The sequence below is a fragment of the Arthrobacter sp. 24S4-2 genome (assembly GCF_005280255.1).
Taxonomy (GTDB): Bacteria; Actinomycetota; Actinomycetes; order Actinomycetales; family Micrococcaceae; genus Arthrobacter.
In genome coordinates, this window is sequence record NZ_CP040018.1 from 190,701 (window position 1) to 204,886 (window position 14,186).

The 14,186-nt window shown below is 65.7% G+C and carries 11 protein-coding genes and 1 pseudogene; 3 read left to right on the forward strand and 9 right to left on the reverse strand.

Annotated features, from left to right (window positions below; genetic code table 11):
* Positions 1–19 precede the first annotated feature (19 nt).
* Positions 20–1,096: a DNA integrity scanning diadenylate cyclase DisA gene (gene disA, locus FCN77_RS00965; RefSeq protein WP_137320735.1), complete on the reverse strand. Its 1,077-nt coding sequence runs from the start codon at positions 1,094–1,096 to the stop codon at positions 20–22.
* A gap of 387 nt (positions 1,097–1,483) precedes the next feature.
* On the opposite strand from disA, the gene FCN77_RS00970 reads away from it, so the two are divergent.
* Positions 1,484–3,097: a peptide chain release factor 3 gene (locus FCN77_RS00970; protein WP_137320736.1), complete on the forward strand. Its 1,614-nt coding sequence runs from the start codon at positions 1,484–1,486 to the stop codon at positions 3,095–3,097.
* Positions 3,098–3,136: 39 nt separating this feature from the next.
* On the opposite strand, the gene FCN77_RS00975 is transcribed toward FCN77_RS00970, so the two are convergent.
* The 3 genes and pseudogenes from FCN77_RS00975 to FCN77_RS00985 form a co-directional block, all read right to left on the reverse strand.
* A complete protein-coding gene (locus FCN77_RS00975) occupies positions 3,137–4,003 on the reverse strand; it encodes a class II glutamine amidotransferase (protein WP_137320737.1) in 867 nt (288 codons plus the stop codon).
* Between the two features lie 21 nt (positions 4,004–4,024).
* Positions 4,025–5,424, reverse strand: a pseudogene (locus tag FCN77_RS00980) (glutamate decarboxylase).
* 110 nt (positions 5,425–5,534) lie between these two features.
* Positions 5,535–6,737 carry a CdaR family transcriptional regulator gene (locus FCN77_RS00985; RefSeq protein ID WP_175417099.1) on the reverse strand — a complete coding sequence of 401 codons (1,203 nt, stop codon included), beginning with the start codon at positions 6,735–6,737 and terminating at the stop codon, positions 5,535–5,537.
* Positions 6,738–6,836: 99 nt separating this feature from the next.
* Between FCN77_RS00985 and FCN77_RS00990 the strand changes: the two genes are divergently transcribed.
* Entirely contained in the window at positions 6,837–7,958 is a 1,122-nt protein-coding gene (locus FCN77_RS00990; protein WP_137320739.1) for a ferredoxin reductase, read from the forward strand.
* Between the two features lie 13 nt (positions 7,959–7,971).
* A complete protein-coding gene (locus tag FCN77_RS00995) occupies positions 7,972–9,207 on the forward strand; it encodes an acyl-CoA desaturase (protein WP_254678792.1) in 1,236 nt (411 codons plus the stop codon).
* 80 nt (positions 9,208–9,287) lie between these two features.
* On the opposite strand, the gene FCN77_RS01000 is transcribed toward FCN77_RS00995, so the two are convergent.
* The 5 genes from FCN77_RS01000 to FCN77_RS01020 all read right to left on the reverse strand — a co-directional run bounded on the left by FCN77_RS01000 (position 9,288) and on the right by FCN77_RS01020 (position 14,076).
* Positions 9,288–10,409 (reverse strand): FAD-binding oxidoreductase, encoded by a 1,122-nt coding sequence (locus FCN77_RS01000; protein WP_137320740.1) that lies wholly within the window; start codon positions 10,407–10,409, stop codon positions 9,288–9,290.
* A 56-nt stretch (positions 10,410–10,465) separates the two neighbouring features.
* Positions 10,466–11,509 carry a Gfo/Idh/MocA family oxidoreductase gene (locus FCN77_RS01005; RefSeq protein WP_137320741.1) on the reverse strand — a complete coding sequence of 348 codons (1,044 nt, stop codon included), beginning with the start codon at positions 11,507–11,509 and terminating at the stop codon, positions 10,466–10,468.
* On the reverse strand, positions 11,509–12,291 hold the full coding sequence (locus FCN77_RS01010) for an amino acid ABC transporter ATP-binding protein (protein ID WP_137320742.1): 783 nt from the start codon (positions 12,289–12,291) through the stop codon (positions 11,509–11,511). Before FCN77_RS01010 ends, FCN77_RS01005 begins: the two co-directional genes overlap by 1 nt.
* Entirely contained in the window at positions 12,288–13,076 is a 789-nt protein-coding gene (locus tag FCN77_RS01015) for an amino acid ABC transporter permease (RefSeq protein WP_137320743.1), read from the reverse strand. The genes FCN77_RS01010 and FCN77_RS01015 overlap by 4 nt, the downstream gene beginning before the upstream one ends.
* Positions 13,077–13,197: 121 nt before the next feature.
* The gene (locus FCN77_RS01020) at positions 13,198–14,076 is read right to left on the reverse strand and encodes an ABC transporter substrate-binding protein (protein ID WP_137320744.1); all 879 of its coding nucleotides are present in this window, start codon (positions 14,074–14,076) and stop codon (positions 13,198–13,200) included.
* Positions 14,077–14,186 lie beyond the last annotated feature (110 nt).

The window sequence follows — 14,186 nt, forward strand, 5'->3', positions numbered from 1 at the left end:
TGATGGACCGATGAGGTGTTTAGAGGAACCGGTCCAGCAGGCTGGCTTCGGCCATCCGGCTCAGGCCCTCACGGACTGAGCGGGCGCGCTGGTCGCCGATGCCGTCCACGGTCATGAGGTCGTCGATGGTGGCCGCCATCAGGTACTGCAGGCCGCCGAAGTGGTCAACGAGCCGGTCCGCCACGGCCTTGGGTACGGCCTTGAGGCCGGACAGGAGGCGGTAGCCGCGCGGCTGCACCACAGCGTCGAGCGTGTCCACGCCGCCTGCGAAGCCGATGATGCCGGCGATCTTGCTGAGGTCGATGAGCTCGGTGGGGCCAAGGTTGAGCAGGGCGCTGACTGCGCCGTCGATATCCTCCGGGGACGCGTTCGGTCCGGCGTAGTCGCGGATGATCACATCGCTGCCGGGTCCGCGGCCCACCGTGAGCTCGTCCAGCTGGAGCGAAAGCAGGCGCCCGTCCTCGCCGAGTTCAAGGACGTACTGCGAGATCTCCTCGGAGATCCGGCGCACCATTTCCTGGCGCTGCAGTGTCACGGCGACGTCGCGGACCGTGACCATGGCTTCGATCTCCAGGGCCGAGAGCGAGCTGGTGACCTGGTCCAGGCGGGAGCGGTAGCGTTCCAGCGTGGCCAGTGCCTGGTTGGCGCGGGCCAGGACCTTCTCGGAGCCCTCCAGGACGTGGCGCAGCCCGTTCACGTAGAGGGCGATGATCTGCATTGACTGGCTGACGGAAATCACGGGGACGCCGGTCTGGATGGCGACGCGTTCGGCGGTGCGGTGCCTGGTGCCGGATTCCTGGGTTTCGATGCTCGAGTCCGGAACCAGCTGGACGGCGGCCCGGAGGATGTTGCCGGCGTCCTTGTCGCAGATGATGGCGCCGTCCATCTTGGCGAGTTCACGCAGCCGCGTCGGGGAGAAGTCGATTCCGATGTCGAATCCGCCGGAACAGATGGACTCGATGGTCCGGTCCGAGCCGAGGACAATCAGCGCGCCGGTGCGTCCACGAAGAATACGTTCCAGGCCATCCCGCAGTGGGGTGCCTGGAGCCACTCTGCCCAGAGTCGCCTTCAGCGAATCTTCAGGGCTCCGAGCCATAGATTTTCCCTTCAAAGGTGCAGACTGCTGCCTGCAGGTATGCCGGTTTTACCATTCCGCCGGCAGGATCAAAAGTACTCAATTTCCCGTCTGCTCCATCCTAGGGCCAAAGAGGGCATTAACCGCACGGACAAGCCTCAAAGTGGCCCATTTGGAATGCGCGGAAAATGCGCCCGGACGGCCCGGACGGTGGCGCCGGCAGGGGCCAGTTGGGAGTCCACCGGCGTCTCCTCCCACCCTGCGATAAACTGGGACCCTTGGCTGCACAGTCAGCACCGGCCGGCCCCACGTTGATCGCGTCAGTTCAGCAGCCCGGCCGACCAGTGCAGTTCAGCACCCGCGTTCGAATCCCTGACAAGCCCTCCATGCCGCAGCGAAAGTAGCACCGTGTCTCAAGAAGTCCTTAGCCCCGCCCGAGTCCATGAGATTCACAAACAAGCGGCCCGGCGTCGGACTTTCGCGGTCATTTCGCACCCCGACGCCGGCAAGTCCACCCTGACTGAAGCGCTTGCGCTGCACGCCAAGGTGATCGGTACGGCCGGCGCGTCCAGCGGCAAGGCCAACCGCAAGGAAACCGTCTCGGACTGGATGCAGATGGAAAAGGACCGCGGCATCTCCATCAGTTCCGCCGCCCTGCAGTTCGCTTACCGGGACACTGTGATCAACCTGCTTGACACCCCCGGCCACGCCGATTTCTCCGAGGACACCTACCGTGTCCTGGCAGCCGTCGACTGCGCCGTGATGCTGGTGGATGCGGCCAAGGGCCTGGAAACGCAGACCATGAAGCTCTTCGAGGTCTGCAAGCAGCGCAACTTGCCCATCATCACCGTGATCAACAAATGGGACAGGCCCGGCCTGGATGCGCTGGCGCTCATGGACGAAATCACCGAGCGCACGGGCCTCCAGCCGATGCCGCTGACCTGGGCCGTGGGCATCTCCGGTGACTTCCGCGGAGTGTGGGACCTCCGCAACGACCGCTTTGCCCGGTTCCAGCGCAACAACGCCGGCGCCAACATTGCCCTCACCGAGTACTTCACCCCGGAGGAGGCCGCCGCAAACCAGGGCGACGACTGGTCCAACGCCGTGGACGAAGCCGGGCTGGTGATCGAATCCAACCTTGAGTTCGACGTCGACGCCTTCCACGCAGGCAAGGCGACGCCCATCCTGTTCAGCTCCGCCGCCCTCAACTTCGGCGTCAAGGAAATCCTGGACGCACTGGTGGACTTCGCCCCGCCGGCGGCTCCCCGCCCCGACGTCGACGGCGACCCCCGCCCCGTGGACGCGCCGTTCGCCGGCTTCGTCTTCAAGGTGCAGGCCGGCATGAACAAGGCGCACCGCGACCACGTCGCCTTCATCCGAGTGTGCTCCGGCGTGTTCGAGCGCGGCATGGTGGTGACGCAGACCCGCACCGGGAAGTCGTTCGCCACCAAGTACGCCCAGCAGGTGTTCGGCCGTGAACGCGAGGTCATCGACGAAGCCTTCCCCGGCGACGTGGTGGGCTTGGTCAACGCCTCATCGCTCCGGGTGGGCGACAGCCTGTTCCTGGAGCAGCCCGTGGAATTCCCCGCGATCCCGCTGTTCGCCCCGGAACACTTCCAGGTGGCCCGCTCCAAGGACCCCAGCCGGTTCAAGCAGTTCCGCCGCGGCATTGAGCAGCTGGAACACGAAGGCGTCATCCAGGTGCTCCGCTCCGACATCCGCGGAGACCAGGCACCGGTGCTCGCCGCCGTCGGCCCCATGCAGTTCGAAGTGGTGGAGGACCGCATGGCGCACGACTTCAGCGCGCCCATGCGCCTGGAACGGCTCCCGTACTCCATGGCAAGAATTTCGACGGCGGACGCCATGCCTGCGCTGGCCAACGTGCCGGGCGCCGAGGTGCTGCTGCGGTCCGACGGCGAATACCTGGCCCTGTTCAACGACGTCTGGGCCCTGCGCCGGATCGAGAAGAACCACCCGGACCTGACCCTGGTGCCGATCGGCACGCACAACCCCGCGAAGTAGGGGCTGCCGGGTCCTTGCTTGGCGCGGACAGCAGCCGGGTCAGTGCTTCTGGGACTCCGCCGCAGCCTCGTCAAGGTCGGCCAGCGCAAGCGGATGCGCCGGTGCCTCCGCGAACGGGAGGGTGGCGGTCACCGCCAAATCCGGACCGACGTGCACCAGTTCACCGGCCGCCATGAGTCGCCACCCCGGGTTGGGATCCATCGGCTCGGTGGCGATGAGGACATGCGCCGAACGGGAAAGATCCCTGCTGCGGGCGTGGATTCGGGCGCTCCGGGCATCCAGGGGAGCAGGTTCGGCAGAAGCGGCGGGGTTCCGTTCCAGAATGTGCAGCTCATGGGTGGCCGGGTACCTGACCGCCCAAAGGTCCGTCGCCGTCGTCATGATGAGGTTGAGGCTAAATACGGGCAGCTCCCTGGCGACCCACCTGATGGCCTGGGTGATGCCTTCCCCGACATCGCCGCCTGCGCGCCGGCTCTCGGCAGTGATCAGCGCGAAGAGGCGTTCGCTGTCGGTTTGGCCGTGCACCAGATCCGCCGCCCCAAGCTCGGCCAGGCGCTGATTGATCCGCTCGAGGCCACCGAAGGCGCCGTTGTGGGCGAACAACCGCCCGTCCTGTTCAAACGGGTGGGTGTTGGCCATCGTGTGCGCCCCGGTACTGGCATAACGCACATGGGCAAGAAACGTTGTGCTCCTCAGATCCCGGGCCTCGCGTGCGAACGCGTGGTCCTCCCACGCGGCAAGCGGCTGCTTTGCCACGCGGGCTCTACCGTCCGTGTCAAAGGTGCCTATGCCGGCGCCGTCGGGCTCCCGCCGGCTCTGGGCCGACAGACTGTCCGGGGCGTCCAGGAGCCAGAAAGTCGCCCTGACAGGTCTGGAACCGGCGTGCAGGCCGAATAGTCGGCACATGGGCCCTCCTTTTTGTGCCGGCTAGTGGTGGAAAGCCTGGGTCTGCCCGCCCGGGGCATCGGTGCGGTGAGGCCGTCCAGGTAGGCGACCTCTTTCTTCAGGTCGGCCAGGAAGCTGGCTGCAAGGTCGCGGGTGAAGCCGTTGCGGACAACGATCCTCTGGACCGTAATCTCGCTCAGGCCGTCAGGCATCGGGTAGGCCGGCACGAGCCAACCGTTCATCCGCAGGCGCTCGGACAGGTGGTGAAGGTTCCAGTTCCCGGTGTGGCCGTCAGCGAGCTGCCACGCAAAAACCGGTATGTCGGATCCGTCGCTCCACAGGGTGAAGGCGTCCATCGCTCCGATTTCACCGGACAGATACAGCGCAACGTCCCGGGACGTGGCCTGGACCGACCTGTATCCGGCAAATCCGAGCCGGAGGAAGAGGTAATACTGCAGCAGCACCTGTGCGCCGGGCCGGGAAAAGTTCAGCGCGAAGGTGGGCATGTCCCCGCCGAGGTAGCTGACATGGAAGACCAGGTCATCCGGGAGAGCCTGCGCATCCCGCCACACGATCCAGCCGAGCCCCGGATACACCAGGCCGTACTTATGGCCCGAAGTGTTGATCGACGCGACACGGGGGAGGCGGAAGTCCCAGACAGTGTCCGGCTGCAGGAACGGGGCAATCATTGCTCCGGAGGCGCCATCCACATGGATCGGAATATCAAGGCCACGGCGTGCCTGGATCTCGTCCAGGGCTGCCGAGATCCGGTCGACGGGTTCGTACGCTCCCGTATAGGTCACGCCCATGATGGCGACGACGCCGATGGTGTTCTCATCCACGTACGTGTCCAGGTCGTGGCCGTCAAGCATCCGGTGTTCCATCGACACAGGGACAAAGCGGGCTTCCACGTCCCAGTAGTTGCAGAATTTCTCCCAGCACACCTGCACGGCTGAGCTAAGGACAAGGTTTGGTTTGTCCGCCGCCAGGCCGGCTGCTCGCCTGGCGTGCTGCCATCGGCGCTTCAAGGCAAGACCGCCCAGCATGCATGCTTCGGAGGAACCGATGGTGGATGTGCCGATAGCCTGGGCCGGATCGGAGGCATTCCACAGGTCGGCGAGCATGCGCCAGCAGCGGGTCTCGATCAGTGCCGTCTGCGGGTATTCGTCCTTGTCGATCATGTTCTTGTCGAAAGTCTCGGCATAGAGCTTCGAGGCTTCCGGTTCCATCCACGTTCCGACGAACGTCGCCAGGTTCAGCCGCGAGTTTCCGTCCAGCATCGCTTCGTCGTGGACAACCTGGTAGGCGGTCGACGGCAGGGATTCGCCGTCCGGAATCACGAAACGCGGGAAGATAGTGGATTCGCCGGGCCGGCTGAACAAGGGGTTCAGTTCAACTGCAGCGTTGGGTTCATGGCCTAATGTCCGGTGTGACCTGCTGATGGTTCGCTCCTCGGAATCGTCGCGGCACAGGCACGGCCTGCCTTGGTTGCCCACGCTACCCCGGGCAACCCCCGCGCCCAAGGCCCGCGCGTCCCCAAGGCCTGCGCGTCTTAGCGCCGCCCGGCGTGCAGAGCCAGCTCCAGTTCGAAGCGGGCGCGCGGGTCCTCCAGCGCGTCACCGAACAGTTCGCGCAGCTGCGCCGCCCGGTAGCCCACTGTCTGCGGGTGGATGCCCAGCTCGGCAGCCACCGGGGCGCGCTGGCCCCAGTTCCGCAGCCAGGAGAGAAGCGTCTCCGCCAGCCGCTCGCGCTGTGCCGGACGCAGCCCTCCCAGGGGTGCCAGGCGGCGCTCGGCGAGTTCCGCGATGGCCGAAGGTTCGGAGCCGAGAACAATCTGGGCCAGGTGTTCATCCGCCCAGATGGGCGGGTCTTCCGGGGCTTCACGCGGCGGCAGCACCGATGCGGCACCCACAGCGAGCCGCAGGGAATCAGGCACCTTTTCCCACCCGCCGGCAGGCCCCACGGAGGCGGACCTGCCCTTCAACACTCTCTCCAGCCCGGCCCTCCCGGCCGCGGATTCCCGTGCCGGGACAAGTGCAACGGCGTCCGTTTCGCGTTCAACCACCAGCGTGCCCGGCCCCAGCTGCAGCCGGAGCCCGGCGGCCCGGTCCAGAGGCAGCGTGACCACCACCAGCCTTGCCGGCAGGGACCAGTCGGCCATGGATGCGGCCTGGCGCAGGGCGGCCTCATCGGCCTGCCCCATCAGGAGCAACTCCAGGAGCTCGGTCCGCCGCCGGTCCACCGCTCCGGCGCGCTCGGACTGCTCAAAGGCGTAGGCTTCCGCGCTCACGGCAGACAGTTCGTCGATATAGGCCAGGATTGATTCGCCCAGGTCAACAACAACATTGAGGCCCAGGTCCTTTTCCACCGAGATCCGCGACATTTCCCGGAACGTCACCCGTGCACCCATCCGGTAGGCGCTCAGCAGCGCGTCCATGCTGCGCCCCTGGCGGAATTCGCCGCTGCCCAGCCCGGCCACCAGTTCCCGGCTCTCCTCGGACAGCGCTGGCAGCTTGGTGCCCGGCAACTGCAGGAACCGGTCCAGTGCCGCAGCCACGCCCCGCCGCAGGCCGCGTCCGAATCGTCCTTCGATGGGCCTGGCATAGGCGGGAACCAGCTGCGGAACGGCGTCGATGATGGCTTCCACAATGCCCGGCATCATAGGGCGGAGCAGATCGCTGACCTCGCGGGGCAGGGCGAGCCACGGCGGGTCGTACGTGGGGGCGGCAGGACTCTTCGACGCCGTAGGGTTCATGAGAGACTTCCATAAGTTGTTTCGGGGGAACAGTTTAGAACGTTCGATCGTATGCCTTGGGAGAAGAAATATGCCTCGGTCTAACATAAGGTTAATAACATGATCCGGCTCCGTAAGCTGGCGCGCGCCGCATCTGTACTCACCACCCCGCTAGCTCCAGAAGACATTCTGTCGCTTTTCAATCCTGTGTTCTCCGCACGCCAGCTCCGCGGCGTAGTCACCAGGGTGGTTGCCGAGACGGCCGATTCCGCCACCATCTTCTTCCGTCCAGGCCGCGGCTGGAAGGCCCACCAGGCCGGCCAGTGGGCACGCATCGGCGTCGAACTCGACGGCGTGCGGCACTGGCGTTCCTATTCCCTGAGTGCTCCCGCCGGCCAGGATCCCGCCATCACCGTGACCGACGTCGGCGCCGTTTCCGGCGTCCTGGTCCGCAACACCCGCCCCGGTGACGTGCTGTTCCTGGCTCCGCCGCAGGGCGACTTCGTCCTCCCCGAGCACCCCCGGCCGCTGCTTATGCTCACCGCCGGCAGCGGCATCACGCCCGTGATGTCCATGGTCCGCACGCTGGTGCCGCACCGCCCGGACGCCGACGTCGTGCTGATCCATTCAGCCCGGACCCCGGAGGACAGCATTTTCCGGGAAGAACTGTCGGAGCTTGCCGACCAGTTCCCCAACTTCAAGGTCATCCACTGGTCTACCGGCGAACGCGGCCGGGTGGACTTCTCCTCTGCCGCCGTGCTGGACGAACTCTGCCCGGACTGGCGCCACCGCGCAGCCTACGCCTGCGGCCCTGAAGGGTTCCTGGACGACGCCGAGGCGCTGTGGTCTGCAGAAGCAGCTGCTGCGGCAGCGGGCAGCGCCGCCGACGGGGAATCCCACCAGCCGGAGGGGCCGTTCGCGGCCGACCCGATCAACCTGATCATCGAACGTTTCACCACGAGCCTGGCCGCCGGCGCCGGGCACGACGGCGGACTGGTCACCTTTGAGGCGTCCGACCGTGAGGTCGAGGCGGACGGAAGCACCCCCCTCTTGGACGTCGGCGAAGACGCCGGAGTCCTGATGCCCAGCGGCTGCCGGATGGGCATCTGCCACAGCTGCCTCACTCCACTGCGGGCCGGACATGTCCGCGACCTCCGCACCGGCGAAGTCCACGGCGAACCGGGCCAACTAATCCAGACGTGTGTTTCGGCAGCCGCCGGACCCGTTAACCTCGACATTTGAGGAGCACCACCGCATGGCAATAGTTACCAACCACGAAGCCGAGACCACGGAAGACACCGTTGTGCCGTCCTCGGGCGACGACGCCGCATTGCAGGCGAAGGAGGCAGCCGCGGCTGCCTCCGGCGTTGTTAAGACGCGCCGCGGGGCGCTGGCCACTTCCGGCAGCCCGTTGGTCCGTCCTCCGGCCGCAGCGCACCTCTCCGACGAGCAGGTGGCCGAGCTGGGCCGCGAACTTGACGCTATCAAGGACGACATCCTGGCCAAGCGCGGTGCCTCCGACGCCGCCTATATCCGCCGCATGATCAAGATCCAGCGCGGCCTGGAGATCTCCGGCCGTGCGACGCTCCTGGTGAGCCGGAACAAAGGCGCCTGGATTGCCGGCACCACCCTGCTGAGCCTGGCCAAGATCCTGGAAAACATGGAGATCGGGCACAATGTGCTGCACGGCCAGTGGGACTGGATGCGGGACCCGGACATCCACTCCACCACCTGGGAATGGGACTTCGTCACCCCGGCCCGCGCCTGGCAGCACACGCACAATGACCTGCACCACCGCTGGACCAACGTGGTGGGCAAGGACAACGACGTCGGATATAACCTGCTGCGCATGGACGCCCAGCAGGAGTGGAAGCCGTTCAACCTCGGCAACCCGCTCTACAACGCCATCCTGGCCCCGGTATTCGAGTGGGGCATCGCGATCTACGATCTCGAGCTGAACGACTACAAAGAAGGCAACAAGTCCAAGGAAGCGCTGGTCAAGGATCTCAAGGCCCTCGGTGTCAAGGCGCTCAAGCAGTTCACCAAGGATTACGCCGCCACCCCGGCAGTCGCCATGCTGACCGGTTCCGGCAAACAGGCGCTCTACGGCACGCTGACCGCCAATGCGGTACGCAACGTCTGGGCCCACGCCGTGATCTTCTGTGGTCACTTCCCCGAGGGGACGGACACCTTCACCGAGGAAATGGTGGAAGGGGAGACCCGCGGAGACTGGTATGTGCGGCAGATGATCGGCTCCGCCAACATCTCCGGTTCCAAGTTCATGCACCTTATGACCGGCAACCTGTCACACCAGATCGAGCACCACCTTTTCCCGGACATTCCGTCCAACCGCTATGCCGAGGTGGCGCCGAAGGTGCAGGAGATCTGCAAGCGTTACGGCCTGCCGTACACCACGGGCCCGATCTGGAAGCAGGTCGGCTCCACGTGGGCCAAGGTCTTCAAGCTGGCACTGCCGCCCAAGAAGGCGTAGGCACCGACGCCCGGGGACTGGTTTGAAGAAGGGGCGCCTGCCATTGCGGCAGGCGCCCCTTCTTGTGGCCTGATGGTCCCTCAGGCGAAGCGGGCCGGGCGGAAGGTGGCCAGCATGGGGTGCTTGTTCCCTGTCATGATCTCGCCCGCGAGAAGTTCTCCGGCGATGAGTCCGAGCGTGGCCCCGGAGTGGGTGAAGGCCACGAAGCAGCCGGGCACTTGGCCCAGCTCGCCGAGGACGGGTTCACCGTCGCCGGGAATTGGCTTGTAGCCGATCTTCCAGGACGCCGGCTTGAGCTCGGGGTTGCCGGCGATGAGCCTGGATGCCTCATCGGCCAGTTCCTGGACCACATCATCGGGGATGCTGAACGAGCCGTCGGCATGCTCTGTGATGTGCTCCTCGTACCAGTCGTGGTCCAGGGCAAAGGTGTTTCCGGGGTTGGGGCGGACAGCGGCCCGCGGGGTATTCATCACGGCCTTTACTTCATGGTCTACCGGCTTGGTCAGAACAAGCATCGAGACCGGGGAACCGTTCGGGATCTCGACGCCGAGCGGTGCCACGACGGCGGGCGTTGCGGCGCCGCAGGCCACCAGCACCGCATCGGCCTGGTAGGTCTCGCCGGCCGCCGTCTCGACGCCGGCGGCCCGCCCGCCGTCGACCGTTACGGATGCTTTGCCGGCGTTGAGGACGAGCTGGCCGCCGAGGGCGTGGAATTCCTCCATGAGGAATTCCACCAGGTCCGGGAGGCTGACCCAGCCTTCCCCGGGATTGAAGATGGCGTTTTCCGGTACTGCACTGGAATCGATGCCGGGGGTGACGGCGGCGATGTCCGCGGGTGCAAGCAGCCTGGAGTCGTAGCCGACGGACTTCTCGTAGGCATGCCGGGCTTCGGTTACGGCATGTTGTCCGGCTGCCTTCCACATCAGGCCGCCATCGAACTGCAGCCATTCCCTGCCCGGATCTGCTGCGAAGAGGGTGCGGTAACGGTCCACGCCGGCGAGGCGCAGCTGGTGATACGGGGTGGATCGCTCGCCGGCGGAATTCAGCCAGGAGAGCGAGCGGCCGGTGGCTTCACTCGCGAGGCCCTGTTCGGTCAGCAGGACCACGGATGCGCCTTGGCGGAGCAGGTGGACCGCGGTGGAGACTCCGAGGATGCCGCCGCCGATGATGGCGACAAGTTTGGTTGAGGCGGTGGAGGACATGCGTCTTCCCTTTCTTCGGTGATTGATGTGCTTGGTCGCGCGGGATGTCCCGCGGGCTACGCGAATGCGTGGATTTCTTCGATGATCTTGAGGACTGCGAGGGACTCGGCGGGCTGAACCGGTAATGGCCCCTGGCCCCGGAGGGCCGCAGCGAGCTCCGCGTAGAACCGGGGGTAGTTACCCCGTTCGGCCGGCACGGGTGTGGCATCTCCGTCAGTTCCCAGGACCCCCCAAGAGTCCTGGGGATCCACGCCGTAGGCAGGATCCGACGGCGTCTTTCCAGCCGCGAGGGCCTGCTCCTGGCTGTCCAGGCCCCACTTGGTGTAGCCGGCCGCCGAACCCAGGACGTGAAAGCGCGGACCGACCTGGGCGGCCATGCCGTTCATCCACAGCCTGGACCGGACTCCGGATTCGTGGAACAGGGACACGAACGCTTCGGTGTCGGCACCCTCCGGGTGGGAACTGTGGTTTGCCGTCACCCCATGGCTGTCCTGGACAGGCCCGAACAGCTGGACGGCCTGGTCTATCAGGTGGGCGCCGAGGTCGTGGAGGATGCCGCCGCCGTCCGCCAGGGTGGCGGTGTCGCGCCAGTTCCCGAACCCTTCCGGCCGCCACCATTCAAAGCGCGACTCGAAGGTGCGGATTTCACCCAGAGCGCCCTCCCGCACGAGCTTTTGGAGCGTCAGGAAGTCGGCGTCCCACCTTCGGTTCTGGAATACCGTCAGCTGCACGCCGGCGTCGGCCGCACGGGAGATGAGCTCCTCGCCGTGAGCCGGCGTGGTGACGAACGGCTTGTCCACCACCACGTGGAGGCCATGGGCCATTGCCGTTGCGGCCAGGTCGAAATGGGTGAGCGGTGGGGTGCCAAGGACGACGAGGTCAAGGCTGGCGGACAGGGCGAACAGGGCCTCCGGCGTCGGAACGATCCGGGCTTGCGGGTAGCGCCGTGCCGCCTCGGCGGCGCGCTCCGGGTCCGCCGTCACGATCACGTCGAGGGAGTAGGCAGGATCAGCCGCGATCAGCGGTGCGTGGAAAACACCGCCCGAGACCCCGAAGCCGACGACGGCGGTCCGGATGGGTGCCGTTGAAGCATCAGGCATTACAGCACCTCCGAAAGGAAGCGCTGGAGACGTTCGCTGCGGGGGTTGTCGAACAGTTCGGCGGGTGTTCCGGACTCCACGACTTCACCTTCGTCCATGAAGACCACCTGGTCGGCGACTTTGCGGGCGAAGCCCATTTCGTGGGTGACCACGAGCATGGTCATGCCGCGCCTGCCGAGGCCGGCCATGAGGTTCAGCACGCCCTTGACGAGTTCCGGGTCCAGGGCACTGGTTGCCTCGTCAAAGAGCATCACTTCCGGCTCCATGGCCAGGGCGCGCGCGATGGCGACGCGCTGCTGCTGCCCGCCGGAGAGGTCCCGGGGCCGGTGGTCAGCGCGCTCCGCGAGGCCCACCTCGGCGAGGCGGCGCCGGGCGCGTTCCCTTGCCTCCGCCTTGGACATGCCCTTGACGCTCCAGAGCGCCAGGGCCACGTTTTCCAGGGCCGTGTGGTCCGGGAAGAGGTTGAAGTGCTGGAAGACCATGCCGATGCGGCTGCGCAGGAGGTCCGGGTTGACCTCGAGGGCGCTCTCGCCGGCCAGCAGCACGTCCCCGCTCTTGGGTTCATGCAGGCGGTTGACGCCGCGAAGCAGCGTGGACTTTCCGGAGCCTGAGGGCCCGATGATGCAGGTTGTGGTTCCGGGGGCGACAGTAAGGCTGACGTTGCGGAGCACCTCGATGTCCCCGTACGCCATGGTCAGGTTCTTCAGTTCCAGGCCGGAGCCGTGGAAGGTCTGGCTTTCCGCGGCGGCGGCCGTGTTGGCGGTGTTGCTTGCGAGGCTCATGTGTTGCTCCCGGTGATCAGCGGCGAGGCCGCGTCGAGTTCTTTGACTTCATTCAGTCCGCTGCTGGGGGCCGAGGGGCGGCGGCGGCCGGTCCGGAACCTGTTGTCGAAGTAGTTGACCAGGTGGGTCAGGGGCACCGTGATCACCAGGTAGAAGATGCCTGCCATGACCAGCGGTGAGAGGTTTCCGGACAGTACGGCCGCGTCCTGTCCTACACGGAAGAGCTCACGCTCGCTGACGAGCAGGCCAAGGAAATAGACCAGGGATGAGTCTTTGACGATGGCGATGAACTGGTTGACCAGGGCCGGGAGGACGCGGCGGATGCCCTGCGGCACCACCACCAAGGCCATGGACTTGGCGTAGCTCATGCCCAGTGCGCGGCAGGCTTCTCCCTGGCCTTTGTCCACGCTTTGAATGCCCGCGCGGAAGATTTCGCCGATGTAGGCGCTGGCGATCAGGCTCAGTGCGATGATCCCCAGCGGGTACGGAGAAGGGCCGAAGATCGACTGGCTGAGCCGGGCAAAGCCCTGCCCGATCAGCAGGATGGTGAGGATGGCGGGCAGGCCGCGGAAGAGGTCGGTATAGATTCTTGCCGGGACACGCAGCCATTTGGACGGTGAGATGCCCATGACCGCGACCATCATGCCCAGGGCGACCCCGATGATGGTGGCGGCGATGGAAATGATCAGGGTGTTGAGAAGGCCCACTCCGAGGAGTTGGGGCAGGACTTCGGCCATTGCGCCGAAGTCGAAAAAAGTACGGATGATGGTGTTGAGCCAGTCCATGGTTGCTCTCAGACGTAGGTAGCTTGTGAATCCCGGGCCGGCCGCGGATGGCGGCCGGCCCGGTCATTGGCAGCCGGACTCTTTACCGGGCAGGGGCGCCCGGCGATCGGCTTGTGTCGGACTACTTGCTTGGGGCGGGAGTAGCCGTCTGTTCTGCCTTGGGCAGGTACTGCTCGGGCATCGGGGACCCCGGGAACCACTTCTGGTAGAGCTTCTTCCAGGTGCCGTCTTCCATGGCTTCTGCCAGTCCCTTGTTCAGGGCGTCCTTGAAGGTGGTCTTGCCCTTTGCCACGGCGAACCCGGCGGGAGCATCGAAGGACGGGATATCGGCGGCGCTGACCAGGCCGAACTGTTCCTCGTAAGCCTTGGCGGCCTCGTAGTCCAGGAAGTGCGCATCCACTGAGCCACTGTTGACCGCCGAGATGGCCGTGTTATTGTCCGGGAAGCGCACGAGGTTGGCCGAGGTGAAGTTCTTGACCGCATAGGCTTCCTGCAGCGTTCCCTGGACCACGCCAAGGCGTTTGCCGGAGAGCCCGTTCGCGTCCTTGATGCCTGAGGTCTTGGTGGTGATGACCGTCAGGTAGCCGGCGAGGTATCCGTCGGAGAAGTCGACAGTCTGCTTGCGCTTGTCCGTGATCCCGATGGCGGCGACGCCGGCGTCGAACTGGCCGTTGGCGACGGCGGAGAGCAGTCCGGAAAAGTCCTGTCCGGTGAAGACCACCTTGTCCACACCGGCCCGGTGGGCGACGTCCTTGAAGAGCTCAACGTCGAAGCCGGTGAAGTTGCCCTGCGCATCAGCGAAGGCGTAAGGCTTGGAATCGCCGAGGCTCGCGACGCGGATGGTGCCGGGCTGGATAAGGCCGTAGGGGTTATCGGCGGCAGTGGAGGACGAGGCGGGCGTTGATCCGCCGCAGCCTGAAAGTGCCAGGAGGGTGGCGACGGCAGCCGCAACGATCACCCCCGGGCGGAAGTTCAGTCGTTTAGTCACAGAGTTTTCCAATCTTGGGAAGCAAGCGGCCTTCGGCCTTTTCGAGGACCCTTGCTGAGTCCGGTCTCACCAACTAGGATTGAGACCGGACTCACAGTGGGTTGCTAAAAATGTAACCTAAG